Here is a 267-nt window from a genome sequence, read left to right on the forward strand (position 1 = left end):
TACTCTTCTGGCGAAAAAGTTGGAAAGACGACGGTGAAAACTCAAAAGGAGGAGAAATCCGAATGAAGAAGTTCCTTTCTCTGGTGCTTGCTCTGGTGATGACCATGTCCCTGGTCACCGTCAGCGCGGGCGCCAAGGACTTCGGTGACAGCGCCGATCTCAGCGGCGAAGCCTATGAGGAAGCTGTCAACGTCATGTCCGAGATGGGGATCATCGACGGTTATTCCGATGGTGATTTCCGTCCCCAGGGCACCCTGACCCGTCAGG

At 55.1% G+C, this 267-nt stretch carries 1 protein-coding gene; it reads left to right on the forward strand.

Translation table 11 applies throughout. The features are described from left to right. Positions 1-62: 62 nt before the first annotated feature. Positions 63-267, forward strand: a 205-nt coding sequence (locus tag H9X91_RS14130) for an S-layer homology domain-containing protein (RefSeq protein ID WP_204805890.1), incomplete at its 3' end; no start/stop codon positions are given.

The organism is Oscillibacter valericigenes (assembly GCF_016902445.1).
Classification (GTDB): domain Bacteria; phylum Bacillota; class Clostridia; order Oscillospirales; family Oscillospiraceae; genus Oscillibacter; species Oscillibacter avistercoris.